The organism is Faunimonas pinastri, assembly GCF_900110915.1.
Taxonomy (GTDB): domain Bacteria; phylum Pseudomonadota; class Alphaproteobacteria; order Rhizobiales; family Afifellaceae; genus Faunimonas; species Faunimonas pinastri.
Genome location: NZ_FOFG01000040.1, coordinates 1 through 2,374 on the forward strand (window position 1 = coordinate 1; position 2,374 = coordinate 2,374).

A 2,374-nucleotide genomic window follows, 5' to 3' on the forward strand; every position below is an offset into this window, starting at 1 on the left:
GACCTTGGTGGAGAGCACGTAGCTGTCGCGCGGCTTGTCGCGCAGGAAATCGCCGAGCCGCCGCTCGCTGAGGCCGTGGCCGTAGCGCGGCGCCGTGTCGAAGGTGCGGATGCCGGCGTCCCAGGCCATGGACAGCACGGCATGCGCCTCCTCGTCGGTCACCGCCTTGTAGAGGTTGCCGATGCTCGCGCCGCCGAAGCTCGCGAGCGTGGTTCGGAGGCCGGTGCGGCCGATCCCGCGTGTCGCTGTGATGTCCATCGGGTTCTCCTCAGGCGTGCATGGTGCCGCGGAAGGTGTATTCGCGCACGGATTCCGGCTTCATCTCGCCGGAGAAGCCGGGGGCGGTCGGCGCCATGTAGGCGGCGTCGCGCATCACCACGGGGTTCACGAAATGCTCGTGCAGGTGGTCGACATATTCGATGACGCGGTCGTGCTTGGTCGCGGACACGCAGCAATAATCGATCATGGAAAGGTGCTGCACGAACTCGCAGAGCCCGACGCCGCCGGCATGCGGCCAGACCGGCAGGTCGAACTTCGCCGCCATCACGAGCACCGACAGGATCTCGTTCAGGCCGCCGATGCGGCAGGCGTCGATCTGCACGATGTCGATCGCGCCGCGCTCGATGAACTGCTTGAACATCACCCGGTTCTGGCACATCTCGCCGGTCGCGACCTTCACCGGGGCGACCGCCTCGCGGATCTTGCGGTGGCCTTCCACGTCGTCGGGGCTGGTCGGCTCCTCGATGAAATACGGGTTGGCGAACTGCAGCTGCTTCACCCAGTCGATCGCCTCGTTCACCTCCCAGACCTGGTTGGCGTCGATCATCATGCGGACGTCGGGGCCGATCACCTCGCGGCAGATGCGCAGCCGCCGGATATCGTCCTCCAGGTCGCGGCCGACCTTCATCTTGACGATGGTGAAGCCGCGATCGACCGCCTCCTGCGCCAGCCGGCGGAGCTTGTCATCGGGGTAGCCGAGCCATCCGGCGCCGGTCGTGTAGGAAGGATAGCCCTCGCGCTTCAGCGTGGCGATGCGCTCCGCCTTGCCCTCGGCGGCGCGGCGGAAGATCTCCAGCGCCTCGTCCGGCGTGATAACGTCGGTCAGGTACCGGAAGTCGATCGCCCTGACGAGCTCCTCGGGGCTCAGACCCGCCACATATTCCCAGACCGGCTTGCCGGCCTCCTTGGCCATCAGGTCCCAGACCGCGTTGACGACCGCGCCGACCGCCAGGTGCATCGCGCCCTTGTCCGGCCCGATCCAGCGGAGCTGGCTGTCGCCGGTGACGTGCCGCCAGAAGCGGCCGGGGTTCTCCTTCACCCAGGCGAGGTCGAGCCCGACCACCAGATGCTCCAGAGCCTGGATTGCCGCGCAGCAAATCTCGTTGCCGCGGCCGATGGTGAAGGTCAGGCCATAGCCGGACAGCTCCGCGCGGTCCGTCCCGAGCTCCACATAGGCGCAGGAATAATCGGGATCGGGGTTCATCGCGTCCGACCCGTCGAGCAGGCGCGAGGTCGGGAAGCGGATGTCGTGGACGGTGAGGGACTTGATGACGGTCATGATGGCTTCCGATGGGTCTCGGGCGGGATGGCTGACGTGGTCAGCCGGACTGAGTGGATCAGCCGGTCCAGCCGCCGTCGATCACGTGGATCTGGCCGGTCGTATAGGTGGCGGTCGCGAGATAGAGCGCGAGCTGGGCGATCTCGTCGGGCTGGCCGATGCGGCCGATCGGCTGGCGGGCGATGAAAGCGGCGCGCGCGCCCTCATAGTCGCCGCCGGCGCGCAGGCGATCCTGCAGCGACGGGGATTCCACCGTGCCGGGGCAGATGGCGTTGCAGCGGATGCCGCGTGAGACGTAGTCGGCGGCCACCGATTTGGTGAGACCGATGACGGCCGCCTTGCTGGCGCTGTAGGCGAAGCGGCTCGGCACGCCCTTCACGCTTGAGGCGACGGAGGCCATGTTGATGATCGTGCCGTCGCCGCGCTCCAGCATGCCGGGCAGGACGGCCTTGATGGTGCCCACCATCGCCTTGACGTTGAGGTCGAAGGCGAAATCGAGGTCGCTCTCGCTGCACTCCAGGATCGTGCCGTTATGCACGACGCCGGCGCAGTTGAAGAGCACGTCGATCGGGCCGATCTCCCTGAAGAGGCTTTCCACCGCGCCTCGGTCCAGCACGTCGAGGCGGCGCGTCTCCACCCCGGGGAGGCCGTCCAGTTCGGCCAGCTTGCCCTCGTTGATGTCGGTCGCGATCACCCGCGCGCCGGCAGCCGCGAAGGCCTCGGCCGTCGAACGCCCGATCCCCTGCGCCGCCGCCGTGATCAGCGCAACCTTGCCGCTGAGAGTGCCCATGGTGTTCTCCTTCGGATGATTGGCGC

3 protein-coding genes are annotated in these 2,374 nt (G+C 67.6%); all 3 read right to left on the reverse strand.

Features of this window, described 5'->3' with window-relative positions; all coding sequences use genetic code 11:
• Positions 1 to 258: aldo/keto reductase (locus tag BMY25_RS20295; protein ID WP_143062087.1), on the reverse strand; the 258-nt coding region annotated here is incomplete at its 3' end.
• A 10-nt stretch (positions 259 to 268) separates the two neighbouring features.
• Positions 269 to 1,558 (reverse strand): L-fuconate dehydratase, encoded by a 1,290-nt coding sequence (locus BMY25_RS20300; protein WP_092500095.1) that lies wholly within the window; start codon positions 1,556 to 1,558, stop codon positions 269 to 271.
• Between the two features lie 58 nt (positions 1,559 to 1,616).
• The gene (locus tag BMY25_RS20305) at positions 1,617 to 2,348 is read right to left on the reverse strand and encodes an SDR family oxidoreductase (protein ID WP_092500097.1); all 732 of its coding nucleotides are present in this window, start codon (positions 2,346 to 2,348) and stop codon (positions 1,617 to 1,619) included.
• Positions 2,349 to 2,374 lie beyond the last annotated feature (26 nt).

Excerpts from the sequence above, each read along its gene's own strand:
- BMY25_RS20300 (WP_092500095.1), bottom strand. The coding sequence starts at position 1,558 with ATGACCGTCATCAAGTCCCTCACCGTCCACGACATCCGCTTCCCGACC.
- BMY25_RS20305 (WP_092500097.1), bottom strand. The coding sequence starts at position 2,348 with ATGGGCACTCTCAGCGGCAAGGTTGCGCTGATCACGGCGGCGGCGCAG.